The 23,961-nt window shown below is 62.7% G+C and carries 22 protein-coding genes; 15 read left to right on the top strand and 7 right to left on the bottom strand.

Annotation, left to right across the window (positions count from 1 at the left end):
- Positions 1-2 precede the first annotated feature (2 nt).
- From AC0QUY_RS22275 to AC0QUY_RS22285, 3 genes are all read left to right on the top strand, one after another.
- On the top strand, positions 3-416 hold the full coding sequence (locus AC0QUY_RS22275; protein WP_161854418.1) for a VOC family protein: 414 nt from the start codon (positions 3-5) through the stop codon (positions 414-416).
- Between the two features lie 129 nt (positions 417-545).
- Complete coding sequence (locus AC0QUY_RS22280; protein WP_475388377.1) at positions 546-932, top strand: HesB/IscA family protein; 387 nt, start codon at positions 546-548, stop codon at positions 930-932.
- A 27-nt stretch (positions 933-959) separates the two neighbouring features.
- On the top strand, positions 960-1,409 hold the full coding sequence (locus AC0QUY_RS22285; protein ID WP_475388378.1) for a TfoX/Sxy family protein: 450 nt from the start codon (positions 960-962) through the stop codon (positions 1,407-1,409).
- A gap of 6 nt (positions 1,410-1,415) precedes the next feature.
- Here the strand turns inward: AC0QUY_RS22285 and AC0QUY_RS22290 are convergent, their stop codons facing one another.
- Together AC0QUY_RS22290 and AC0QUY_RS22295 are read right to left on the bottom strand one after the other, a co-directional pair.
- Positions 1,416-2,483 (bottom strand): GGDEF domain-containing protein, encoded by a 1,068-nt coding sequence (locus tag AC0QUY_RS22290; protein ID WP_475388379.1) that lies wholly within the window; start codon positions 2,481-2,483, stop codon positions 1,416-1,418.
- A 129-nt stretch (positions 2,484-2,612) separates the two neighbouring features.
- On the bottom strand, positions 2,613-4,097 hold the full coding sequence (locus tag AC0QUY_RS22295) for a DEAD/DEAH box helicase (RefSeq protein WP_475388381.1): 1,485 nt from the start codon (positions 4,095-4,097) through the stop codon (positions 2,613-2,615).
- A gap of 382 nt (positions 4,098-4,479) precedes the next feature.
- On the opposite strand from AC0QUY_RS22295, the gene AC0QUY_RS22300 reads away from it, so the two are divergent.
- The 3 genes from AC0QUY_RS22300 to AC0QUY_RS22310 all read left to right on the top strand — a co-directional run bounded on the left by AC0QUY_RS22300 (position 4,480) and on the right by AC0QUY_RS22310 (position 9,683).
- Positions 4,480-5,979 carry a caspase family protein gene (locus tag AC0QUY_RS22300; protein WP_475388383.1) on the top strand — a complete coding sequence of 500 codons (1,500 nt, stop codon included), beginning with the start codon at positions 4,480-4,482 and terminating at the stop codon, positions 5,977-5,979.
- A gap of 1,064 nt (positions 5,980-7,043) precedes the next feature.
- Positions 7,044-8,360 carry an O-antigen ligase family protein gene (locus AC0QUY_RS22305; protein ID WP_475388384.1) on the top strand — a complete coding sequence of 439 codons (1,317 nt, stop codon included), beginning with the start codon at positions 7,044-7,046 and terminating at the stop codon, positions 8,358-8,360.
- A gap of 114 nt (positions 8,361-8,474) precedes the next feature.
- Entirely contained in the window at positions 8,475-9,683 is a 1,209-nt protein-coding gene (locus AC0QUY_RS22310) for an FAD-dependent oxidoreductase (protein WP_475388385.1), read from the top strand.
- Between the two features lie 177 nt (positions 9,684-9,860).
- On the opposite strand, the gene AC0QUY_RS22315 is transcribed toward AC0QUY_RS22310, so the two are convergent.
- The 3 genes from AC0QUY_RS22315 to AC0QUY_RS22325 form a co-directional block, all read right to left on the bottom strand.
- Positions 9,861-10,592, bottom strand: coding sequence for an outer membrane protein (locus AC0QUY_RS22315; RefSeq protein ID WP_475388387.1), 732 nt, complete (start codon positions 10,590-10,592; stop codon positions 9,861-9,863).
- 468 nt (positions 10,593-11,060) lie between these two features.
- Positions 11,061-11,831 carry an SDR family NAD(P)-dependent oxidoreductase gene (locus tag AC0QUY_RS22320; protein WP_475388389.1) on the bottom strand — a complete coding sequence of 257 codons (771 nt, stop codon included), beginning with the start codon at positions 11,829-11,831 and terminating at the stop codon, positions 11,061-11,063.
- A 156-nt stretch (positions 11,832-11,987) separates the two neighbouring features.
- The gene (locus tag AC0QUY_RS22325; protein WP_475388390.1) at positions 11,988-12,173 is read right to left on the bottom strand and encodes a hypothetical protein; all 186 of its coding nucleotides are present in this window, start codon (positions 12,171-12,173) and stop codon (positions 11,988-11,990) included.
- A 182-nt stretch (positions 12,174-12,355) separates the two neighbouring features.
- On the opposite strand from AC0QUY_RS22325, the gene AC0QUY_RS22330 reads away from it, so the two are divergent.
- Entirely contained in the window at positions 12,356-13,000 is a 645-nt protein-coding gene (locus tag AC0QUY_RS22330) for a hypothetical protein (protein WP_475388392.1), read from the top strand.
- 84 nt (positions 13,001-13,084) lie between these two features.
- Here AC0QUY_RS22330 and AC0QUY_RS22335 read toward each other — a convergent pair whose 3' ends face one another.
- Both AC0QUY_RS22335 and parE read right to left on the bottom strand, forming a co-directional pair.
- Complete coding sequence (locus AC0QUY_RS22335; RefSeq protein WP_475388394.1) at positions 13,085-13,885, bottom strand: outer membrane protein; 801 nt, start codon at positions 13,883-13,885, stop codon at positions 13,085-13,087.
- A 232-nt stretch (positions 13,886-14,117) separates the two neighbouring features.
- The gene (gene parE / locus AC0QUY_RS22340; protein ID WP_475388395.1) at positions 14,118-16,172 is read right to left on the bottom strand and encodes a DNA topoisomerase IV subunit B; all 2,055 of its coding nucleotides are present in this window, start codon (positions 16,170-16,172) and stop codon (positions 14,118-14,120) included.
- Positions 16,173-16,391: 219 nt separating this feature from the next.
- Here parE and AC0QUY_RS22345 point away from each other — a divergent pair, with 219 nt between their 5' ends.
- From AC0QUY_RS22345 to AC0QUY_RS22380, 8 genes are all read left to right on the top strand, one after another.
- Positions 16,392-16,838, top strand: a complete 447-nt coding sequence (locus tag AC0QUY_RS22345) for a PEGA domain-containing protein (RefSeq protein ID WP_475388396.1) — start codon at positions 16,392-16,394, stop codon at positions 16,836-16,838.
- A 188-nt stretch (positions 16,839-17,026) separates the two neighbouring features.
- Positions 17,027-17,557 carry a DedA family protein gene (locus AC0QUY_RS22350; RefSeq protein ID WP_161854433.1) on the top strand — a complete coding sequence of 177 codons (531 nt, stop codon included), beginning with the start codon at positions 17,027-17,029 and terminating at the stop codon, positions 17,555-17,557.
- Between the two features lie 193 nt (positions 17,558-17,750).
- Complete coding sequence (locus AC0QUY_RS22355) at positions 17,751-18,740, top strand: MBL fold metallo-hydrolase (RefSeq protein WP_475388397.1); 990 nt, start codon at positions 17,751-17,753, stop codon at positions 18,738-18,740.
- Positions 18,741-18,964: 224 nt separating this feature from the next.
- Positions 18,965-19,633: an FMN-binding negative transcriptional regulator gene (locus AC0QUY_RS22360; RefSeq protein ID WP_475388399.1), complete on the top strand. Its 669-nt coding sequence runs from the start codon at positions 18,965-18,967 to the stop codon at positions 19,631-19,633.
- Entirely contained in the window at positions 19,630-20,610 is a 981-nt protein-coding gene (gene argC / locus AC0QUY_RS22365; RefSeq protein WP_475388401.1) for an N-acetyl-gamma-glutamyl-phosphate reductase, read from the top strand. Before AC0QUY_RS22360 ends, argC (AC0QUY_RS22365) begins: the two co-directional genes overlap by 4 nt.
- A 12-nt stretch (positions 20,611-20,622) precedes the next feature.
- The gene (argC, locus tag AC0QUY_RS22370; protein ID WP_475388402.1) at positions 20,623-21,675 is read left to right on the top strand and encodes an N-acetyl-gamma-glutamyl-phosphate reductase; all 1,053 of its coding nucleotides are present in this window, start codon (positions 20,623-20,625) and stop codon (positions 21,673-21,675) included.
- A gap of 14 nt (positions 21,676-21,689) precedes the next feature.
- Positions 21,690-22,283, top strand: coding sequence for a class I SAM-dependent methyltransferase (locus AC0QUY_RS22375; RefSeq protein ID WP_475388403.1), 594 nt, complete (start codon positions 21,690-21,692; stop codon positions 22,281-22,283).
- Between the two features lie 190 nt (positions 22,284-22,473).
- On the top strand, positions 22,474-23,880 hold the full coding sequence (locus tag AC0QUY_RS22380; protein ID WP_475388476.1) for an outer membrane protein: 1,407 nt from the start codon (positions 22,474-22,476) through the stop codon (positions 23,878-23,880).
- Positions 23,881-23,961: the final 81 nt, after the last annotated feature.

The raw sequence follows: 23,961 nt of genomic DNA on the forward strand, positions 1-23,961 counted from the left end.
CGTTGCCGCAGCTATCCGGCGTCATCGAAACTGCACTTTACGTCGATGACCTCGACCGCGCCCGCGCGTTTTACGAGAAGGTTCTCGGGCTTGTGCCGCTGACGGCGGATTCGCGGTTTCTTGCTTACGATATCGGTGGCCGGAGCGTGCTGCTGCTCTTTCTCCGCGGCTCAACACCCGAGCCGATCCAGTTGCCCGGCGGGACAATTCCGCCACATGACGGCAGCGGCCCGATCCACATGGCCTTTGCCATCGCGGCGGCCGAACTGCCGGCCTGGGAAAAGTCGCTTGGTGAGCACGATGTCGCGATCGAGGGCAGGACGGATTGGCCGCGCGGCGGCAAGAGCATCTATTTCCGTGATCCCGACAATCACCTGCTGGAACTGGCGACGCCGGGAATATGGGCGATTTACTAGGAAGCTTGCGGCTTGTTTCGACGGGTTCTGACTGAGTTCATGACGAGAGACCTTCACACTGGGAATTTCGTTGTTATTTTAATGCTATGATAGCTCGTCGCCATGAGGCGACGCCGGAGATCGACCGCAATGGATACCAGCATCCAGTCCAAGCCGAAGCCGCGGCCCCGTCCGCAGGTCATGAAACTGACCGAGGCTGCCGCTACCCGGATCACGGAACTGACCAAGCGCGCCGATTCCGAGATCGTCGGCTTGCGCGTCGGCATCAAAAACGGCGGCTGCGCCGGCCAGTCTTATACGGTGGAATACGCCCACGAGATTCGTCCGACCGACGAAGTGGTCGAGGACAAGGGCGTCAAGATCCTGGTCGATCCCAAGGCGGTCTTGTTCCTGCTCGGCACCGAGATGGACTACAAAGCCGACAAAATGCAGGCCCAGTTCATCTTCAACAATCCGAACCAGGTCTCCGCCTGCGGCTGCGGCGAGTCGGTGCAACTGACGCCGGCGAAGGTGTAGCGATCGCATCGCCGGGGCGGTGAGCAAATGGATCGCGAATTCCTGACCGACCTGTTTGCCGATTTCGGCCCCGTCACCATCCGCCCGATGTTTTCAGGCTTTGGCATTTCCGCCGACGGCACCAATTTCGCGCTCGCCCTCAGGGCAGGTCTCTATTTCCGCGCCGATGACCAGACCATTCCGCAATTCGAAGCGGAAGGCTCGCAGCCGTTTCAGTATCAGACGCGGGCCAAGACGGTCACTGTGAACTCGTACTGGCAATTGCCGGCACGGCTGTTCGACGATTCCGAGGAACTGGCCGGATGGGCGAGGGCGGCATTGGCCGCGGCGCAGCGCGCGGCCCTGCGCAAGCGGCCGAAGGCGCGCAAGGCAGCGAAGGCGAAGGTTTCGGGGAAGGCTGCGCGCAAGCCGGCTGCGAAGCGGAAGGCGACGGGGGCGAGGAAGGCCGCGCGGACGAGGACGGCGCCGCGCAAATAGATTCCCTCAGGCGACCTGGCTGCGGGTCTCGTCGGCGTATTCGGGGTAGACTTCGCAGATCACGCGGTTGCGGCCGTTGCGCTTGGCGGCGTAGAGGCAGGCGTCCGCGCGCTCGATCAGCGAATCCGTATCATCATCCGGTTTCAGCATGGAGACGCCGACGGAGATGGTGACGCGGCCGAGAATCTCGCCGGTGGATTTCTTCTTCAACTCCTTCGCCATCACCGCGCGGCGGATGTGGTCGGCAACCGTCAGCGCCTGCCGCAGCCCGGTATTCGGCAGCACGACCGCGAATTCCTCGCCGCCGTAACGGGCAGTGATGTCTTGGCCCTTGATGGTCTGCTTCAGCGACATCGCAACCAGCCGCAGCACCTGATCGCCGGTGAGATGACCGTAGGAATCGTTGAACGATTTGAAATGGTCGATGTCGAACATCAGGAGCGACAGCGGCTCGCCGTTCGCCAGCGCCGTCCGCACCGCCATCTCGATCGAGCGGTCGAAATATTTGCGGTTGCCCAATCCGGTCAGCGGGTCGGTCAGGCTTTCGGCGCGGATCGCCTCTAAGCTGTGCTGAAGATTGCTGATCTCGGTCTTCGACAGCGCCAGCCGGTTCTCCAGCGCCTTGTTGGTCTCCTGCATCTCGCGTGTCGATTTCAAGAGGCCGTCAACGACCGCCTTGATCTGATCGCGGCTCTTGGCTGCCTTAAGTTTCTCGTTCGCGCCGCTCAGCCTGGAGTCATAGCTCTGCGACATGGCGAGCGCTTCGGTGATGAGCGTCATCACGTCGTCGATCTCGCCGATCACGCGCGCGCCGACCTTGTCGATGCGGTCGGATGCCTTGATGTGGGAGAGGTAGGTCTCGTAGATCTGTTCGAGATCGGCTTCGCTGAGCTTGCCGTTGCGCGCCAGCGTCTCGTTGATGATCTTGTTAAGCTGGGCGTTGTATCCGGTCGCGTAGACGTACCAGATTTCATAGTTGCGCGGGACGGCGGTCTGGCGGAGGGACTTGATCTGGCCCAACGCAACTTCGGCAAACGCCATCGTGCGTTCGTGTTCGTCCAGCAGCTTGACCACTGATCCGTCCCCAATAACGAGCAGCGCCGGTCGTTGCCGGGCAGCAGCAATGACTAAATTATCGCCGCCAAGTTAACGGAGGAGGATGAACGGCCGGTAAATGCTTCCGGCCGTCGGGTTCGACGCCGGTCAGACGCGGGCGCGAACGGGCCGCAAAAGAAATGCGGGAAGATGCGAGTGATCGGCGGGCTCCGATTCGATCTCGCGATGGGCACGCCGCGGCTCAGGCCGTCCGATCGAGGGCACCCGCGAAGGCTGCGCAGCGGCGGGCGGCGTAAAGGCTCCAGCCTCAGGCTGCGGTCTGGCGTTGCGGCCCGTGCCCTTGGCGGGCCGCGGTTCGCGCTCGGCGCTCTTGTCGCCGCGCTTATCAGAACCCCTGGCGGCTCGCGGCTCGCGTTCGCGCCGCGGCTTGCGGCCGCCGCGCGATCCTTCTCGCGAGCGATGTTCGCGCGGCTGATCGCCGTCCTCGGACGTCTCCGAGTGCACGGCGTAATCGCCTTCGGCGGGGGGAATGTTTTTCCCGATCAGTCGTTCGATCGCAGCGATCGATTTGTTGTCGAGCGAGGTTACGATCGAAATCGCGGTGCCGGCGCGTCCGGCGCGACCGGTACGGCCGATGCGATGCACGTAGTCGTCGGCATGATGCGGCACGTCGAAATTGAAGACGTGGCTGACGGCGGGAATGTCGAGGCCGCGTGCGGCGACGTCGGAGGCAACTAGCAACGGGATCTCGCCCTTGCGGAATTGATCGAGCGCCGCGGTGCGCGCCGACTGGTCCATGTCGCCATGCAGAGCGCCGACGCTGAAGCCGTGCTTCTGCAGCGATTTGTAAACGACGGCGACTTCGCGCTTGCGATTGCAGAAGATGATCGCGTTGTTGAGATCCTTGGCGTCGCGCAACAGGCGGCGAAGGATTTCGCGCTTCTCGTGTGGCTCGCGGCCGCAACCGACCTGAAACTGCGATACGCCTGTCGCGGTCGTGGCGGGCTTGGAGACTTCGATGCGCTCGGGATTGTGCAGGAAGGTTTCGCTGATGCGGCTGATTTCCGGCGGCATCGTTGCGGTGAAGAACAGCGTCTGGCGTGTGAACGGCACCAGCTTGCAGATGCGTTCGATGTCGGGGATGAAGCCCATGTCCAGCATGCGGTCGGCTTCGTCGATCACCAGCAGTTCGACGCCGGTGAGAAGGAGACCGCCGCGCTCGGTGTGGTCGAGCAGGCGGCCTGGGGTTGCGATCAGGACGTCGACGCCGCGGGTCAGCTTGGAATCCTGGTCGCCGAACGAGACGCCGCCGATCAGGAGCGCAACGTTGAGTTTCTGGCCGGCGCCGTATTTGTCGAAGTTCTCTTTGACCTGAGCTGCGAGTTCGCGGGTCGGTTCGAGGATCAGGGTGCGGGGCATTCGTGCCCGGGCGCGGCCCTTTTCCAGAAGCGTGAGCATGGGCAGGACGAAGGCGGCGGTCTTGCCGGTGCCGGTCTGGGCGATGCCGAGGACGTCGCGGCGGGCCAGAACGTGCGGGATTGCCTGTTCCTGGATGGGGGTGGGGGTGGTGTACCCGGTGGCCGCAACTGCGGCGAGGACCTTATCGGAAAGGCCGAGATTGGAAAAAGACATTGAGCCTCTAGTCGACACCGCCGTTCGGAATCGAGGGTAAAAAGGCTGTCGCGTTTTGCCCCGAAACGGCGCGCTTTGAAAAGCTGGGGGCTCTGACTTACGCAGACGAGCGGCTAACCTAGGGAATCGCGTTTCGATCCAAGGCCGCGTTGAGCGCGAACATAGGGTCGAAATGACCAAAGTCAATCTAGGAACCCCCATTGAAGCCCAAAAAGCTTAATGTTTTCGCACAAATAACGGCAAAAACCGTCATTTGGCCGTCAAATCCGGCCATCCCATTCCAATCAAGAGAAGCTGTTGAACCGTGGGCAACGGGCCGCCGACTATGGCATGAAGCGGTATCGCACGGCCCAAAGGACGAATCGTGCGGATGGGGAATTCCATGAAGGGTTGGCTTACCAGACTGCTCGCGGTGACGAGCCTCGCAACGTGCATCGCAGTCTTCGCCGCGCCCGCGTGTGCGGAAAAGCGCGTTGCGCTGGTGGTCGGCAACAACGACTACCGGAACGTGCCCAAGCTGCAGAAGGCGGTCAACGACGCCCGCACCATGGGCGATACGCTCAAGCAGCTCGGCTTCACGGTGATGGTGGCGGAGAACCAGAGCCGGCAGGCGTTCAGCCAGACGTTGCTGGCGTTCGACAAGGCGGTCGATGCCGGCGACACCGCGTTCTTCTTCTTCGCGGGCCACGGTTTCGAAATCGCGGGCCAGAACTTCCTGCTGCCGACCGACGTGCCGCCGGCAACCGAAGGGCAGGAGGAGCTGGTGCGCGACGCCTCGATCCTCGCCGACCGCATCATCGAACGGCTGCAGAACCGCAAGGTGCGCACCGCCATTTTGGTGTTCGACGCCTGCCGCAACAATCCGTTCGAGCGTCCCGGCACGCGCGCGGTTGCCGGCGGCGGCGGTCTCGCACCGATGACGCAATTGCCGGAAGGCGTGTTCTCGATCTTCTCGGCCGGTCCGCGGCAGACCGCGCTCGACCGGCTCTCCAATGACGACGCCAATCCCAATTCGGTGTTCACGCGCACCTTCGCCAAGGAGCTGACGCAGCCCGGCGCGAACCTCGTTCAGGTCGCGCAGCGCACGCGGCGCGCGGTCAGCGAACTGGCGGAGACCGTCCGTCACAAGCAGATCCCGGTCTATTTCGACCAGATGGTCGACGACGTTTTTCTGAACGGGCTTGCAAAAGCGCAGCCCGAGGCTGCAGCGCAATCCGCCGAGCCGCTGCAAAAGCTTGCGGCGTTGCCGCCGGTGCAGCAACTCAAGCCGCAGAACGATTCCATCAACGCGCCGATCGCGATGTTCTCTCGCCACAACGGCGGATGGACCGTGGTGTTCTCGATCGCCGATCCGACGCTCGGCATTTCCTGGCGGATCGGGGATAGCGGCAATTTCCGCGAGACCGGGTTCATGGACACGCTCGACCCGCGCACCCGCAAGCGGATGCCCAACCCGTCGATCGAACTGCCGGCCGATGCACCGGCTGCCGTGATCCAGGTGCGCTATGTCGACACCAATGGCGAGTTGCAGGGGCCGTTTCCGATCCGATTCGATCCTGAAGCTGCGCTGATCCGCGACCAGCGCAAGATCCTCGACATGACGGCGACAAGCTGGCTGTCGTTCCGCGACTTCAACGGGCTGCTGGTCTATTACACGCACCTGATGTCGTATCGCTGCGCGATCCGCGAGGTGCGCGTCGGCATCGACTCCGCGGTGCCGGACAAGGTTTTGAAAATGCCGCCTTGCGATCCCCGCGATCCCATCGCCATTCCGCATGATGCGACGCCGTATTTGAAGCTCGCCCCGGCGACCAGGTCGGTTTCGGTGGAGTTGACGTACCGCGACGGCAGCGTGTCGGAGATCAAGAGTTTCAGGCGGTAGAGTTCTTGCCGGTGTTATAGCCCGCGCAGGCGGGTACCCAGTACACCGCGGCCTTTCCACGTCATTGCGAGCCAACGGGTCGGCGCGAAGCGCCGCCCGATGACAGGCTCCACGAAGCAATCCATCCTTCGGCATGCTCGGCGACAATGGATTGCTTCGCTCCGCAGCAATGACGGTGGACAGACCTTTGCATTCTCGCGGCGCACCGCGCCCGAGGTTTGCATCAACCTTCTTTCCTCCCTCCAAACGAGGGAGCAGGGAATGCCGGGTGCTTGCTGCACCCGCGGTCTCGTGTACAAAGTGTGGAAAGAAATGCGCACACGAGCATACAGGTACAGCCGAGGCACGCCGGCATTCCCTGCGCAATGGGTTGACGGCTTATGCCGTGATCTCCCCGGAGCCGAATTCCTCTGGCCTCCGTCACTGCCGGCTTGATGACGCATCGATCCGGTTGGATCAGAATAGTCACCGGCAGCTTGGCACCAGCCACGGGTGTCAGGACCACACGGTTTTGCCGTACGCAACAAGCGCCGTCATCCTGCGCGCGGTGCTCGCTCACGGAAGAATCCGCCCTGCGAACAACGTCTCGCGCCTGACGCTGTCGCGTCCACCGCATCCCGTCCCGCGTTCGTGACGATCGCGATACGCCCCTCTTGCCGGGTCGAGACGGGTGGAAATAGCCACTGATTTGGGTGCGAGGGAAAGCAGTATATTTTTCGGCCGACGACTGGACTGCCCAAATCAGCTTGAAATGGCTGCGCAAATTTCAGTTTTCGCGCGGCGGCTTTTTGATCCGTTTGTCCCCAATGTTGCATCAACCAATGCGCGCAGAATGAGGTACCTGCGCGGCGCGAAGCGGACGAGTGCAGGGCAGCGGTACAGCGGCCGCGATAAAAGGCCGGATGTTCACCATATCGCCGGCCGAAATGGCTCCTCTTTTGGCCATCATGTGCCTGCATCCAAGTGGATTAGCCGACACCTCGAAGAGACGATCATTTCGGACATCTGCGGTGTCGCTGCAGTTGCAGCTTCGTTTGTAAAATCTGTTTTGAGTTGTGTTGCGTATGTCAGAGTTAGCCGCCACTCCAGTCTTGAGACCGGGAATTCCAGGGTTAGTTGCGGCCTGGCCGCTGTCCCGGTTCTGGTTGCTTAGTGTTGATGTTTACCCGGCACTGGCCGCAGCCGCGCTGCCATGGTCGACGACAGCGGTCTCGGTATTTACGGCGGTGTGGCTGGCCATCGTGCTGCCCACGATCCACTGGCCGGCGTTCTTCGAATCCTTGCGTGCTCCGGCGCGGTCCGTGCCTCTGGCCTTCTTTGCACTGGCGCTCCTCGGCGTTCTCTGGGCCGGCGATACTGCTGCGGCAAAATTGCTGGGGCTCAGTCCCGTCGTAAAGCTCTTGGCCATTCCGCTTCTCATTTATCACTACCAGCGTTCGGAGCGCGGGCACTGGGTGCTGATCGCCTTCCTGGCTTCCTGCGTTCTCCTCATGGGTGTGTCATGGGCGACATATTTCGCGGACTGGAAGCCTTCGCCGGGCGGCATGGCCGGAGTCCCCGTCAGAAACTACATCGACCAAAGCCACGAATTCGCGTTGTGCCTGTTTGCCGTGGCGCCGCTGCTGCTGTCATTTGCTGCAAACGGCCATCGCGCCTGGGCTATCTCGCTCGCAGCCATCATGTTGGGCTTTTATTGCGACATGCGGTTTGTGGCGACGTCGCGCACCACGCTGGTCTGCTTCCCCGTGCTGTTGGTCTTTTTTTCCTTCAAATATCTGAACCGGCGACACGCAATCTATCTGCTCGTGTTCGCGGCGATCGTCGAGGGTGCTGTTCTGTTCACGTCACCCTATCTGCGCGACCGCGTCGAGCGCACGGTGCAGGACTCGCAGGTCACTGTGGATTCCAATGCAGCAACTCCGGCTGCGACCTCGAACGGCCTGCGGCTGGCGTATTGGCGCGCGTCGGTCAGATCGATTTCGGAGTCGCCGATTTTCGGTCACGGTACCGGATCGACCAAGCAGCTGTTTGAACGAGAAGCTGAAGGCAAGAGCGGCGAGTGGGGCTGGTCCATTCGCAACCCGCACAACCAGACGCTTTACGCCGCCATCCAGTGGGGCGTGCTCGGCTGCCTTATCCTGTATGCGATGTGGTACTTTCACCTGCAGCTGTTTCGGGGTTCGACGCTTGCGGCGTGGATTGGAATGGTGGTCGTGGTTCAGAACTTCGTCAGTTCGCTGTTCAATTCGCACCTGTTCGATTTCCACGAAGGCTGGATCTACGTTCTCGGCGTCGGGGTAGTGGGCGGCATGGTCGCGCGTGCGCAGTCTCAATTTGCTTCAGGCTGCGGATCAGAGCAGGCAGGCATGAGCCGGCCTTAAGCAATATCGACGGCAAAGTACGCGCCTCAGCGGCGGCGACCAATTCGCGACCAATTCCCTTGGGCTGGAAGATACCCTATACAATTCGCGTAACACGATTGATGGGGTAGCGCGATGAAACTGCGCTGTTGCATCGTCGGCGGCGGGCCGGCCGGCATGATGCTTGGATATCTGCTCGGACGCGCCGGCATCGAGGTCGTGGTGCTGGAGAAGCACGCCGACTTCTTCCGCGATTTTCGTGGCGACACCGTGCATCCATCCACGCTGCAGGTGATGGACGAGCTTGGGCTGATCGACGGATTCCTGAAGCTGCCACATCAGCGCCTGCAGAAGATGGAAGGCATGTTCGGGGGAGAGGCCGTGCGGATTGCCGATCTGGGCCGGCTCAAAGTCAAATATCCTTTCATCGCCTTCATGCCGCAGTGGGACTTTCTCAACTTCCTGCGCGAGAGCGGCAAGCGCTTCGCTTCACTCAAGGTGATGATGTCGACCGAAGCGATCGATCTGCTTCGCGACGGCGAGCGTATCTCCGGCGTCAAGGCAAGGACGCCGGATGGCGTGATCGATATCGAGGCGGATCTCACCATTGCCTGCGACGGCCGCCATTCGCTGCTGCGCGAGCGCGCGGGCCTTGCGGTCGAGGAAATCGGCGCGCCGATGGATGTGCTGTGGTTTCGCGCCGGCAAGCGGGAGGGCGAAAGCGAGAACCTGTTCGCCCGGGTCGAGCCCGGCAAGATGATGGTGACCTTCGACCGTGGCGACTATTGGCAATGCGCGTTCGTCATTCCCAAGGGGCAGCATGATGCGGTGAAGGCGAGGGGACTGCCCGCGCTGCTCGACGACATTGCGCGGATGGCGCCAATCCTCAAACCCGGACTCGCCGAGGTGAAGAGCTGGGTCGACGTCAAGCTGTTGACCGTTGCAGTCAACCGGCTGGAGCGCTGGACGCGGCCGGGGCTGTTGTGCATCGGCGACGCTGCGCACGCGATGTCGCCGATCGGCGGGGTCGGCGTCAACCTCGCGGTGCAGGATGCGGTCGCGACCGCGAACCTGCTGGCATCGAAGCTGGTGAGCGGCTGTCCATCGGAGGATGAACTCGACGCGGTGCGCCGGCGCCGCACGTTTCCGGTGCGGATGACGCAGCGGATGCAGGTGGTCGTGCAGAACAACATCGTCAACGCGGCGCTGAAGCCGGGAAACCAGCCGCTGAAGGTTCCGTTCGTGATGCGGCTGGTCACCAAGGTGCCCTGGCTGCAAGGCATAACGGCGCGATTTGTGGGCCTGGGCGTGCGGCCCGAGCACGTGCAGTCGCCGGGCGGCTAGTTAGTGCCCGACTAAAGCGTGATGACTTTTCTTCGAATCGTCATCCCGCTTTATCTTTTTGTTTGAGCATGATCTTTTCGGAAAACCGCTGCACACTTTTCCGGATCATGCTCTAGGCAACAAAAAGCCCCGGGCGATGCCGGGGCTTTGAGCTGTTGAGGCTATCAGGTAGCCGGATCAGTACTTCGCGACGACCGGACCGCCGAAGCGATAGCTGATACCGCCACGCACGGTATGGAACACCGGGTCATGCTCGTAGGTGAAGCCGGGGAACGAGAAGACCGAGTTGTTCCGGAAGTTGCCGAAATCGGTGTAGCGGTACTCGAGACGGGCCGACCAGTTCGGCGTGAAGCCGTATTCCCAGCCTGCGCCCACGGTCCAGCCGGTGCGGGTGGTGGAGTGAGTTTCAAACAGGGTGTTCGCGAAGACGTAGGTGTGGTCCATATCGGCCCAGGCCGCACCGCCGGTCACGTAGAGCAGCGAGTTGTTGAAGGCCACACCGAGGCGACCACGGATAGAGGCCTGAGCATCGATCCGGAAGTCCGTGCCGTTGAGGTTTGCCAGGCGATAGCCGCCATTGATGTCGGCGCCTTCAATGTCGCCTTCGAGACCGAAGACGAACTGACCGAACTGCCAGTTGTAGCCGAGGTGACCACCGCCGACGAAGCCGTCAGTGTTGAAACCCTGATTGAAGCCAGTGGGCAGGCCCGTTACGGTGACGAACTCACGGGTGCTGTTGTCACCCCAGGCGTAACCGACCTGTGCACCGATGTAGAAGCCGGTCCAGTTGTAGACGGCGACGACAGGCGCGACGGGAGCCTTGGTGTAAGGCCGGGCAGCCAGATCAGCGGCCGAAGCGCTGGCGGTGCCGATGACCAGGGCGGCGGCGGCGATAGCGAGCTTTTTCATTGTGTTCCCCAATTTTCAGACAAGTAATGCGGGCAATTGATGTGGATGCAACATAGCCCAGGAGTCGCACCAAGGCTGTCACCTGCACGCCACAGTCGCAAACCTTCGACGCGTGAGGACCAAGGCATCGCCGAAATTCGGTTGGGAAGCGGGCAAAACATCGAGGTTTCGACGATCCTCCACCCAAACGACGCCCGGGGACGGATCTTCATCGAGGCCGATTACGAGTGACACTTAACGATTCCAGCGATTCGACTCGCCTGCCCTATAATATATTACCGGCGCTTATGCGATTACGTGCTCGCTCAATGGGTGCATACCTCCGAATCGGGATCGGCGGCGTTTTGGAACTGACTGCGTCGGGGTGTGTGATCGCCAATTAAATACCGAGCGTGCTACGCCCCAGCGCAAGCAAGCCCCGGCATCGTCCGGGGCTTCTTCTTTAGTCGCCTGTGCGAGGATGGCGCTTCAACCCATGATCGAATATCCGCCATCGACCGGAATCGCCGTGCCGGTGAGGAAATCCGAGGCAGGCGAGGCGAGGAACACGGCGATGCCGGCAAAGTCGCCGATCGCGCCCCAGCGCGCCGCCGGCGTACGCGCCAGCACGCGGTCGTGCAGGCCATCGATCTCCTGGCGGGCGCGCTTGGTGAGGTCGGTGTCGATCCAGCCCGGCAGTACGGCGTTGGCCTGGATGTTGTCGGCCGCCCATGCGCAGGCGCAGGAGCGCGTGAACTGCACGATGCCGCCCTTGCTCGCGGCATAGGCCGGCGTGAAGCTGGCGCCGAAGATCGACATCATCGAGCCGATATTGATGATCTTGCCGCCGCCCGCTGCCTTCATCGCGGGATAGACCGCCTGCGAGCACAGGAAGGCACTGGTGAGGTTGGTCTGGATCACGCTGTTCCACTCGGCAATGTCGAGTGCTTGCGGCGGCTTGCGAATGTTGATGCCGGCATTGTTGACGAGGATATCGATGCGGCCGAGCTCACGCACGATGCGCTCGGTCATCGCAGCGACCGCCGCCTTGTCGGTGACGTCGGCCGCGACCGCAATCGCCTTGGCGCTGCCCTGCGCAAGCTCTGCGACCGCGCCGGCCGACTTGGCCTCGTTGCGGCCGACGATGGCAACCGCAGCGCCCGCCTGCGCGAGGCCGCGGGCCATGCCGAGCCCGATGCCGCCATTGCCGCCGGTGACGATGGCTACCTTGCCGGTAAGGTCGAAGAGTCCTGTTGTCATTGCGATTCCCTTCCTTGTCATGCCCGGGCATAGCCGTCCGGAGGGACGGCGTCGCTTGCGCTCGCCTATGTCCCGGGCAGCCACGTCTTCCTTGCCGCCGATGTTTAAAGACGTGGATGGCCGGGACAAGCCCGGCCATGACCAGCGAGAAGCAGTCTAGCGGTTGCCTTGCCAGATCAGGATTAGGCCGACGGCGCCGAGCAGGGCGCCATAGCCGGCCCATTGCAGTTGATTGATCATGAAGCTCGATGGTGGCCACGGAAACACGCCGGTGCCTTGACCGATCCAGAGGAGGCCGATGGCGAGCGCCAGAAAGCCGATAATCGACAGCGATCGGGCCATGGCTGTTCTCCCTGATTGCCGTCCCGGTTGCTACGCGCCGCGCGGCGTATCGTGCGTTCCGATCGTACGATTTCCTGGGCCGCCGCTGGAAACCATTGCCGGCGGCGGCCGTAGCTTCCGATCGAATAGAAAGCCGGCCGGCTTCGCAAGGGCGGCGTCGCGGCGCCATCTCAAGGGACGTCATGAACCGCCGAACCGTCATTGCAACGCTCGCGCTAGTTTCCGCATTGGCGTTGGGCGTCTACGCGTCGTTGCCGCGGCAGGCGGATCTGCGCCGCTTCGAGCCGGCTGAAATCGCCCAGCTGGAGACGGCGATGTGGCGCGACTATTACGACAAGCGCTACGGCGCGCCGTTCTACCATCTCTACGAGCTGTCGCGGACGCAGTTCGGCTTCGCGCCGCTCGACAGCTTCCGGATCGCCTGGGTAGCCGCGCAGGCCGCAAGAGCGTTTCAGCCGACGCGCTCCCGCGAAGCGGCCAACGCCGCGCTGCCGCCGCTCGTGATCTACTACCGCCTGCTGGCATCCGCCGCGCCCGGCGGATTCGATGCCGAGGAGGCCGCGCGTCTCGAACTCGACTGGTGGCAGGCGCGGCGCGAAGCCGTGGCCCCGGCGCAGTACGGCCTGACGGTCGCCCGCGTCGCCGCCATCACCTACGGCAAGCGGGCCGACGATCCGTCGCTGGTGATATCAGGCATCGGCCGCGCCGAGGCGATGGCCTGGCGCGACGCGCGCGGGCAGGGGATGATGGAGGCGGACTGGTCCGAGATCGAGTGCCCGCTGCGGCGCGCGTATCGGTCGCTGAAGGCGGCGGTGGCTGGCGGCTAAGACGGTTCGAAAAGATCCCAAATCCGGACAACAAAAAAAGCCCCGGACGATGCCGGGGCTTTTGAATTGCCGATTTCGAAGAAATCAGTACTTGGCGGCGACCGGGGGGCCGCCCCAGTTGAAGCGGTAGACCAGCGAGGTGCTGATGGTCTGCGTCCAGGGCTTGAAGGTCGCAGCGGTGCCGGTCGGACCGCCGCCAAAGGCAGGCGTGACCGTCCCGGGCAAGGTGACGCGGTCATAGAAAGCAGAGCGATACTCTGTCTTCATGAACCAGCCGGGAGCCGAGATGCCGAAGAGGTCCAGGTTGTTCTCGACGCCGCCGCCAATAAACCATCCATTCCGATCGAAGGAGGGCGTGGTGTAGAACCCAGGGCCACCGGGCACGAAGACAGTGGATTGAGTAGTGCCCGACCACTCTGAACCAGAGTAGCCAGCATTAACGTAAGACAACACATTGGGGGCAACCAGATAGCCCAGTCGCACACCAGCGGCATAGCTCGTCTCGAGCTTCATACGGCCTTCGGTACCGAAGAAAGGATCGCCGAGGGAGCCACGGATATCTCCGAACTGTGCGTCACCGAAAATACCGGCCACCCATCGGCCGGCGAACTGCATGTCATAGCCGGCGCCGACCGTTCCGAACCAGCCGCTGCCGCCAAACCGCTGGTCGCGGGTGAGTGCAACAGCGCCGGGGAACGTCTGCACGTTGCTATCGGCGTTCCAGAGCCCGCCGCCGCCGCCGCCGAAGACGTAGAAGCCGGTCCAGTTGTAAACCGCGGCCACAGGGGCCGGAGCCTTGGCATAAGGGCGAGCTCCGAGGTCAGCTGCAACGGCCGGGGCCGAGAAAGTCGCTGCCGCAGCCAGCGCGATCACCAACTTCTTCATTTTCAAATTCCTCACTTAGGTGGCCCCAGTAGATCCCCCACTGGGGTGCGCGAGCGCCGATTCCCAAAATCCAGTACCGTGACTATACGCAGTTCCGCTCAAATTGCTGTTGCGTGAGGAACACAGGCGATCGAAATCGGCGGTTGCGAAACGGCCCAGAAAACAGGCATAAACCGGCGCTTTCCGGCCAAATTGGCCGGAAATCGCCCGAAAACAGCCTGAAACTGGCGATTCAGACGTCCAGCAGGTCGTCGCTGGCGAATTCCGCCTTGTCGGAGATGAAGGCGAACCGCGCCTCGGCCTTGGTTCCCATCAGCCGCTCGACAGAATCGGCGGTGCCTTCGCGGTCGTCGGCCAGCAGCACCACGCGGAGCAGCGTGCGCTTGGCCGGGTCCATGGTGGTTTCCTTGAGCTGCGCTGGCATCATCTCGCCGAGGCCTTTGAAGCGGTTGACCTCGACCTTGGCGTTGGCGTTGAACTCGCTCTTCAGCAGCGTGTCCTTGTGTGCATCGTTGCGGGCATAGACCGACTTGCTGCCATGGGTCAGCTTATAGAGCGGCGGCACCGCCAGATAGAGATGGCCCTCGTCAATCAGCCGCGGCGTCTGGCGGTAGAAGAACGTGATCAAGAGCGAAGCGATGTGCGCGCCGTCGACGTCGGCGTCGGTCATGATGATGATGCGGGAATAGCGCAGATCCTCTTCGCGATAATGCGCGAGCGTGCCGCAGCCGATCGCCTGCATCAGGTCGGCAAGCTGCGCATTCTGCATCAGCTTGTCCTTGCCGGCGGAAGCGACGTTGAGGATTTTGCCGCGCAGGGGAAGCACGGCCTGGGTCTTGCGGTCGCGCGCCTGTTTCGCGCTGCCGCCGGCCGAGTCGCCTTCGACGATGAAGAGCTCGGAGCCTTCGGTTGCCGTGTTGGTGCAGTCGGCGAGCTTGCCGGGCAGGCGCAGCTTCTTCACCGCGGTCTTGCGCGAGGTCTCTTTCTCCGCCCGGCGGCGCAGCCGCTCGTCGGCGCGCTCGATGACGAAATCCAGGAGCTTGTTGGCCTGCAGCGGATTGCCCGACAGCCAGTGGTCGAACGGATCCTTGATCGCCTGTTCGACGATCTTCTGCGCTTCCGCAGTGGCGAGACGATCCTTGGTCTGGCCCTGGAATTCCGGCTCGCGCACGAACACCGACAGCATCACGGCGGCGCCCACCATGACGTCTTCCGACGTCACGGGCGCGGCGCGCTTGCCCTGGCCGATGCGCTCGGCATGGTCTTTCAGGCCGCGCAGCATCGCGCTGCGCAGGCCGGATTCGTGGGTGCCGCCATCAGGCGTCGGCACCGTGTTGCAGTAGGAGGAGAGGAAGCCGTCGGCGTCCGCGGTCCAGGCGACCGCCCATTCGCAGGCGCCATGGGCGCCGTTGCGCCCGGATTTGCCGGAGAAGATATCGGGGTGCACCAGCGTGTCGGCGTGGATCGCCGCGCCGAGATAATCCTTCAGGCCGCCCGGGAAGTGGAAGCTATCCTCGGCGGGCACGTCCTCGACGCCCTTCAACAGCGAAGGATCGCAACGCCAGCGGATCTCGACGCCGCCGAACAGGTACGCTTTCGAGCGCGTCATCTTGAACAGGCGCTGCGGCTTGAACGCAGCCTTGGCGCCGAAGATATCGGTATCAGGCTTGAAGCGGATGCGGGTGCCGCGGCGATTGTTGATCTTGCCGAGGTCTTCGAGCTTGCCCTTGGGATGACCGCGCTCGAAGCTCATGCGATAGAGCTTCTGGCTGCGCGCGACTTCGACCTCGAGGCGCGAGGAGAGGGCGTTGACGACGGAAACGCCGACGCCGTGCAGGCCGCCCGAGGTCTCATAGACCTTGGAGTCGAACTTGCCGCCGGAATGCAGCGTGCACATGATGACTTCGAGCGCCGACTTCTTCGGAAATTTCGGATGCGGATCGACCGGGATGCCGCGGCCGTTGTCGGTGACCGTCAAAAATCCGTCGGCGCTCAGCTCCACCTCGATGAACGAGGCGTGCCCTGCCAGAGCTTCGTCCATGGCGTTGTCGATGACTTCGGCGAACAGATGGTGCAGCGCCTTCTCATCGGTGCCGCCGATATACATGCCGGGACGCCGGCGCACCGGCTCCAATCCCTCCAGCACCTCGATATCGGCCGCGGTATAGCCGGCCTCGGCGCTGGTTCCGCGCGAGGCGGCCTTGGGCGCGGCGCGACCCTTCGATTCCGCGCCGAAGAGGTCATTGGCGGATTTAGGTTTTGCTGCAGATTTCAATGGCTTGGACATGGCTCTTTAGGTGTTGCGCGCGATCTCGCGCGAGCGAATCGGTTGGTCTGACTATGCCACGGATGGGCTCAAAAGGTGACGGTGGGCAAGGGCGCTTCGCGGCTCTTAAGGCTGCAGCGCGGGGCTTGCAAATAACTATATGTCAACGTCGGCGCGGGTGTGCCCTTGCATTCACTTTGCGGTTGTCGGAATGTTCCGGCGGGCAGGGGGACCGATCAAATGATTATCAGACTAGTGCTGGCCGTCGCAATCGCGGCGCCGTGTGTTGGGTGTGCCTCGGTGACACGGGGAACGACAGAGAATATTTCCATTTCGAGCACGCCAGCGGGCGCGACAGCCGAAATTACCGGGCTGGATATTCCAACGGCTTGCGTGACGCCATGCGTGGTTCAGGCCAAGCGCAACGCCGACATCACCGTAACGGTCAGCAAGGAAGGCTATGAGCCGCAGATTATTCCGTTGACCAAGGAGATCCCCGGAACCGGGGCGGCAGGCTTCGCCGGTAATGTCCTGCTCGGTGGCCTGGTCGGAATGGGCGTGGATGCTGCGACCGGCGCGGCGCTGGATCACAAGCCAAATCCGGTCATTGTGACCCTGCAGCCTGCCGCACCGCCCCGTGTGGCCAAGCCGCGACCCCCACGACGACCGCCGCAGCCGCAGAGCTGATCGGCATTCGGAAGACCGGGGGCGACACGACATGGAACGACGCCCCGGGGGAGGGGACGAGCGGCCTTTAATCACAACCCGTCCCCGCCATTGTGACTTGAAGTCACGCAAGCGGCTGGCTTAGCTGTCCTGAGCCTTGAATCGGAGGAATTCAACGGCATTAACGGGGCTGGGAAGGCACTCAAGATATGGAAGACTATGTGCGCGCGCTGGCTGATTTCGTGCGCGACAACCAGGCCTGGGCCGCACCGATCGTCCTGCTGCTGGCATTCGGCGAATCGCTTGCCTTCGTTTCGCTGCTGGTGCCGGCCTGGGGAGCGCTGGTTGCGATCGGCGCGCTGATTGGCGTCAGCGGCATCAGCTTCTGGCCGGTCTGGCTCGCCGGCGGCATTGGGGCTGCGCTCGGCGACTGGGTCTCCTACTGGGTCGGCTACCGCTACAAGGAGCACGTCGCCGAGATGTGGCCGCTGTCGCGCTATCCCGAGATCCTGCCGCGCGGCGAAGAGTTCGTGAAAAAATGGGGCGTGCCCTCGATCTTCATCGGCCGGTTCTTCGGGCCGCTGCGCGCCTCGGTGCCGCTCGCCGCCGGCATTTTCGAAATGTCCTACTGGCCATTCCAGATCGCCAATTTCGTCTCCGCGCTGATCTGGTCGGCCGCATTGCTGCTGGTCGGCGACGTCATGGGCAAGATCGCCGAATGGCTGTGGCGTCTGGCGTAGGGCATGCTGGAATAAGCTGACGGCGGGGGTGTTAGCTCCCACGATACTGGAGCCATCTTCGCATTGCCGTCGCCCGGCTGTCGTCGCACCAACGCAGAATCGCTGATAGGTTCCGCCGCGACCGAACAAGGGCAGGCAAGAAACGCGAATTCCCGCGAACCGCATCCATCGTCTCACTGGGGAGAATATCACTATGGAATTGACACGTCGTCACGCACTCACTGGCGCCGCGGCACTCGCCGCCACGCCGCTGTTGCCGCAAGCGCCCGCCAGGGCCGCAGCTCCGGTCGCGGACAAGCAGGCGCCGAGCTTCTATCGCTACAAGGTGGGCGATGCCCAGGTGACGGCGATCTCGGATGGCGTCAACAATTTCGCGCTGCCCGATACTTTCGTGCTCAACGTCAAGAAGGACGAAGTCAACGCGGTGCTCGAAAAGAACTTCATGCCAAAGGACAAGATGTCGATCCAGTTTGCGCCGCTGGTAATCAACACCGGCGGCAAGCTCGTGGTGGTCGACACCGGCAATGGCGCGGCCGCCTTTGCCTCGAGCAAGGGCAATGTCGGACAGTTCGCCACCAACATGGTCGCCGCCGGGTTCGATCCCAATGCGGTCGACATGGTGGTGATCTCGCACTTCCACGGCGACCACATCAACGGGCTTTTGAACGCCGATAACAAGCTGGCGTTCCCCAATGCCGAAGTGCTGGTGCCGGCGGCGGAATGGAAATACTTCATGGATGACGGCGAAATGAGCCGGGCGCCGGAAGGGCGGATGCAGACCGTGTTCAAGAACGCCCGCCGCGTGTTCGAGGCAGGCCTGAACAAGAAGGCCACGCCCTACGAATGGGGCAAGGAAGTCGCTCCGGGACTGACCGCGGTGGAAACTGTCGGCCACACGCCGGGCCACACCTCGTTCGTGCTCGCCTCCGGCTCCGACAAGGTGTTCATCCAGTCCGACGTCACCAACCTGCCGGCGCTGTTCGTCGCCAATCCGGGCTGGCACCTGATGTTCGACCAGGATCCGGCGCTGGCGGAAAAGACCCGCCGCCGGGTCTACGACATGCTGGTCGCCGACAAGATGCGGGTCCAGGGCTTCCATTATCCGTTCCCGGCCAATGGCTTTGTCGAGAAGGACGGCAATGGTTACCGGCTGATCCCGGCACCGTGGAATCCAGTGATCTGACGCCGGAATGGCAGTCATAACTTGACGTCCGGCGGGCGCGGCCTTATAGCCGCGCCCATGATCAACGCCTCGACCATCGCTCGCCGCCGCCGCGCCATCGCGGTTCGGGCGGTCGTCTGCGTTTAAGATCATCGCCCCTGCCGCCGGATCCGGTCCCGCGGCTTCTTCCTTTTCCAGAAATCGCGGACTGAACTGGCGGCTCCTACGTCAAGCAGGAGTTTGAGATGTATACGCCACCACCGTTCAAGTCCGACCGCGCCGCGAGCCTCGCGTTCGCGGAAGCGCGCGGCTTTGGGCTGGCTTGCGCGTGGGATGGCGCAAAGCCGGTCGCCTCGTCGCTGCCGTTCTATCTGACCTCGGCCAATGACGGCACGCCGCGCGTGGCGTTTCATGTTGCGCGTCACAATCCGCTGGTAAAGCTCGCGGACGGGACGACGTCCTGGCTGCTGGCCGTCAACGGCGCGGATGCCTATGTGTCGCCGGACTGGTACGTTTCGCCGGATCAGGTGCCGACTTGGCTCTATCAGGCGGTGCATCTGACTGGCCCGGTGCGGGCGATGTCCGAAGATGAACTCGCTGCGCAGATCGAGGCGCTCAGCGCCAAGTTCGAAGGGCGGCTGCTGCCAAAAAAACCGTGGCTGTCGTCGAAGATGACGGCCGGGCGGCTGGAAGCGATGAAGAAGGCGATCGTGGGTCTTGAGATGACGGTTGAAGAAATTGAAGGCAGCTTCAAGCTGAACCAGCACAAGTCCGAGACCGACTATGCCGCGGTTGCGGGATCGCTTGCCGCGCAGGCTGACGCCGGCGCGCAAGAGATTGCACGATTGATGAAAGAGGCGCGGCCCAATGCCTTTGCCGACGAAACGAACCAGCTCGAAAGGACCGTGCCATGACCCTCACCGATAGCCACCAGCCGAAAACCGCCGGCGTCTCGACCAAGCCTGCCGTGTTCGTCGACGGCGCATCCGGCACCACGGGCCTTGGCATTCAGGAGCGCCTGCGGTTGCAGAACGATGTCGTCGTGAAGAGCATCGCCGAGGATAAGCGCAAGGATGCCGGCGCCAAGCGGGCGCTGATGGAGGAGGTGGACCTCGTCATCCTCTGCCTGCCTGACGACGCGGCGAAGGAAACCGTTGCGCTGATCGACAGCATGGGCGCGTCCGCGCCCAAGGTTCTGGACGCGTCGACCGCATTCCGGGTCGCCAGCGACTGGACCTATGGTTTTCCGGAACTCACGCCGGATCAGGCCGACAAGATAAAGGCCGCGCGAAAAGTCTCGAATCCCGGCTGCTATCCGACCGGTGGGATTGCGCTGTTGCGGCCGCTGGTCGATGCCGGTCTGTTGCCGGCCGATTATCCCGTCACCATCAACGCGGTCTCGGGCTATTCGGGGGGCGGCAAGTCGATGATCGCCAGTTTCGAGGATGGCAGCGCGCCGTCCTTCGAATTGTATGGCCTCGGCTTCGAGCACAAGCATCTGCCGGAGACGCAGCTTTACTCAGGGCTAACGCGGCGGCCGATCTTCGTGCCGTCGGTCGGCAATTACCGGCAGGGCATGCTGGTCTCGGTGCCGCTGCATCTCGACACGCTGCTCGGCAAGCCCAGCGGAGCCGACTTGCACGCCGCACTGGCCAAGCGCTACGCGGGAAGCAAGTACGTCTCGGTGATGCCGCTCGAGAACGCGGCGACCAAAGGCGGGCGGATCGAGCCCGAGGCGCTCAACGAGACCAACCAGCTCGAGCTTTACGTCTTTGCCAGCGAAAAACATCGTCAGGCGGTGCTCGTCGCGCGGCTCGACAATCTCGGTAAAGGTGCCTCTGGCGCAGCCGTGCAGAACATGCGGCTGATGCTCGGCCTTGCCGAGACGTAAAGGGAACGCGTGATGAGTTCGAAGAAGAAGATCGGCATTCTCGGCGCCTCCGGTTACACCGGGGCCGACGCGGTGCGCCTGTTGGCGCGGCACCCGAATGCCGAGATCACCGCGCTCACGGCCAACACCCATGCGGGCAAGGCGATGGGTGATGTCTTTCCGCATTTCTTCATGCTGGACCTGCCGAAACTCGTGGAATGGGAGAAAGTGGACTGGACCAGCCTCGACGCGGTGTTCTGCGGGCTGCCGCACGGCACCACGCAGGAGATCATCGCCGCCGTCCTGAAGGCCAATCCGAAGATCAAGGTCCTCGACATGTCCGCCGATTTCCGGCTCCGCGACAAGGACACTTATGCGCAATGGTACGGCCATGAGCACCGGGCGCTCGAATTGCAAAGCGAGGCGGTCTATGGCCTGACCGAATTCTACCGGGAGAAGATCGCGTCGGCGCGGCTCGTCGCCTGTCCAGGCTGCTATCCGACCGCGGCGCTGCTCGCGCTGGTGCCGCTTGCCAAGGCAAAACTGATCGACGTCGACGACATCGTCATCGATGCGAAATCGGGTGTCACCGGCGCAGGGCGCGGGCTGAAGCAGAACACGCTGTTCAGCGAGGCGGGCGAGGGGCTGTCGCCCTATTCGGTCGGCACCCACCGGCATGCGCCCGAGATCGAGCAGGAGATCGGCGTCGCCGCCGGCTCTGCGGTGACAGTGAACTTCACGCCGCACCTGATCCCGATGGCGCGAGGCGAACTATGCACGTCCTATGTCAAGCTCGCAGGCGGCGCGACGCCGGACGATCTGCGCGGCGCGCTGGAGAATGCCTACGCCAACGAGCCCTTTGTGCATGTCGCGAAGAAGGGCGTGCTGCCGCAGACCCAGAATGTGCGCGGCTCCAACTATGTGCAGATCGGCGTCATCGCAGACCGCATCAAGAACCGGGCGATCGTCATTTCCACGCTCGACAATCTGGTGAAGGGCTCGGCCGGACAGGCGATCCAGAACATGAACCTGATGTTCGACCTGCCCGAGACGGCGGGGCTGGAGCAGATCGCGCTGTTTCCGTGACAAGAGGTGCTGCGGTGGACGAAGCGACGCTGCAGTTCTACCGCAGCAATGCCGAGGCCTATGCCGGGCGCGAGATCACCTCGCGTCAGGCGCGGCTGACGGCGTTTCTGGCGCAGCTTCCGCCGGGCGCCATCATTCTTGAACTCGGCTGCGGGGCAGGCGGCGACACCGCTGAAATGTTGGCGCGAGGTTTCGATGTCCGCGCGACCGACGGATCGCCGGAAATGGCCGAGGTGGCATCAAAGCGCCTCGGCCGTCCGGTCGAGACATTGCTGTTCCACGAGCTCGACGAAGTCGAGGCGTTCGACGGTATTTGGGCCAATGCCTGCCTGCTGCATGTTCCACGCGACCAGCTTGCGACCGTGCTTTCGTTGATCTGGCGCGCATTGAAACCGGGCAGCGTGTTCTTTGCCTCTTACAAGGAAGGTGACGCCGACGGCCGCGACACGCTCAGTCGCTATTACAATTATCCTTCGCAGGACTGGCTGCGTGCGACCTATGCCGAGGCAGGAAACTGGAACGCGCTGTCGATCGAGCGCGGCGAGGTCCGGGGATTCGACGACAAGATGGCGCCGATGCTGTTTGTTGTGGCCCAAAAAAGGCGCTGAAGATCGGCCTCTAACCCTATGATTCTGGTGGGATATTGTCGCGTTATTCGGAGCTGGCGAATTCACGGAAAGATGTGGCTGCCAGGCTACAGCATTAGAATCCGAATCCAGTAGAAACACTGCCCAAGTGCCGACCAATCTTGCGTCGGGAAGTTCTGGGAATGCCGGACTGGGAATGCTGTAAATGAAGATGAAGAAGTATCTGCTGGCCACCGCGCTCGTTGGCCTTGGTTCCGCTCCGACAATCGCCGCAGACCTCGCCGCAAGGCCCTACACCAAAGCTCCCGCACTGGCAGCCGTCTACGACTGGACCGGCTTCTACATCGGCGTCAACGCCGGCGTCGGCATCGGCCGTGATCGCTTTCAACACGACTGGCTCAATTCAGGCTCGCCGTACTCGTTCTATGCGTCGCCACAGGGGGGCTTCGGCGGCGGCCAGATCGGCTACAACTGGCAGACGGGTTCGGTGCTCGGACCCATTGTTTTCGGCGTCGAGGCGGATATTCAGGGCGGCGACCTGAGCGATGACCACACCCGTTTTGTCAACGGTCCCATTACGACAAGCTACAGCCAGAAGCTCGACTGGTTCGGCACCGCCCGCGGACGTGTCGGCATCGCCAATGGTCCAGTGTTGAGCTATGTGACCGCCGGCTACGCATTCGGAAACGTCAAGACCAACGCGACGCAGGTGATCGGCCCGCTCGCGTCCAGCTTCTCCACCGACCGCACGCAAAGTGGCTGGGTCTTCGGCAGCGGCGTCGAAGCGTCGCTGGGCGGCAACTGGACTGGAAAGATCGAGTATCTCTATCTCAATCTCGGCAACAAGACCGACATTTCCACCCTTCTTGCGACGGCTCCGATCAATACCGAAATTCGCGAGAACATCTTCCGGGTCGGCCTGAACTATCGCATCGGCGGCAAGGCATATGCTCCGGTCGCTGCCGCCAACTGGGCCGGGTTCTATCTCGGTGGCAATTTCGGGTCCGGTACAGGCCGCGATCGCAGCTCGCTGAGCATACCGGCGGTGCCGATTGTTGAGTCGTTCAACCTCGCGCCTGACGGGCTCAATGGCGGCGTCCAGGCGGGTTACAACTGGCAGGCGGCCAACTGGGTGTTCGGTCTCGAGGCTGATATTCAGGGCAGCACCCAGAAAGACAACAAGACGTGCATTCTCACCTGCACGCCCGGGCTCTTCGCGGCGTACGATGCCACGTTGCCATGGTTCGGTACGGTTCGCGGGCGGGTGGGCTATTCGGTCGGCTCGACCCTGTTCTACGCGACCGGCGGTCTCGCGTACGGTAACATCAAGACCAAGATCAACACGTTCGCCACCGGCGTCCCGGTCACGCAATCGTTCTCGCATACCAACGCCGGCTGGACTGCCGGCGCGGGCATCGAGACGCCCTTTACGCTGCTTGGATTGCTGGGGCCGAACTGGACGACCAAGACCGAATATCTCTATGTCGACCTCGGTTCGAACTCGGACAACTTCATCATCGGCGCTACCCCGGCGACGGCAACCCGTTCGGTGACCGAGCACGTGTTCCGCACCGGCATCAACTACCACTTCAATTCGCCGGTCGTCGCGAAGTACTGAGTGCCGTTTCAGAAGCGCCAATGAAAAACCCCGGGGCCGAGCCCCCGGGGTTTTGCTTTGCTGTCGTGTATCTGGAGCGAA

It is taken from the genome of Bradyrhizobium sp. WYCCWR15520 (assembly GCF_056174665.1).